This window comes from Mycobacterium sp. KBS0706 (genome assembly GCF_005938675.2).
GTDB lineage: Bacteria > Pseudomonadota > Alphaproteobacteria > DSM-16000 > Inquilinaceae > Inquilinus.
In genome coordinates, this window is the sequence record NZ_VCCH02000401.1 from 1 (window position 1) to 324 (window position 324).

1 protein-coding gene is annotated in these 324 nt (G+C 71.0%); it reads right to left on the bottom strand.

All coding sequences use genetic code 11. The features are described 5' to 3' along the window. The coding region (locus FFK22_RS43690; protein WP_221939334.1) for a hypothetical protein at window positions 1-324 on the bottom strand (324 nt) is incomplete at both ends.

Consider the following 324-nt stretch of genomic DNA (forward strand, 5'->3'; position numbering starts at 1 on the left):
TCGCCTCGCCTCGCGCACCACCCTCCGGCGAATCCGGTCGGCCCGCCACAGGACCGCGAGCGTGCGTGTGAGCGCGAGAGCCGTCTCAGCCACCCGTCCCGCGTAGAAGCCGATCGGATTGGGCCTGGGCAGGCCAGGCCGCCGGCTGGACCGGATCTTCCGCCGGACGTAACCGCCCTGCAGCGGATGGACCCCCTCGATCGCCGGAATGCTGCTGAACTGCACGATACTGAGCATCAGCCGCTTGGCGTCGATGCCGCCCGCCACCGCGCGCCGCAGCAGCGTCTCGATATGCGCCGGCGAATAGTACAGCGCCCAGGCCCG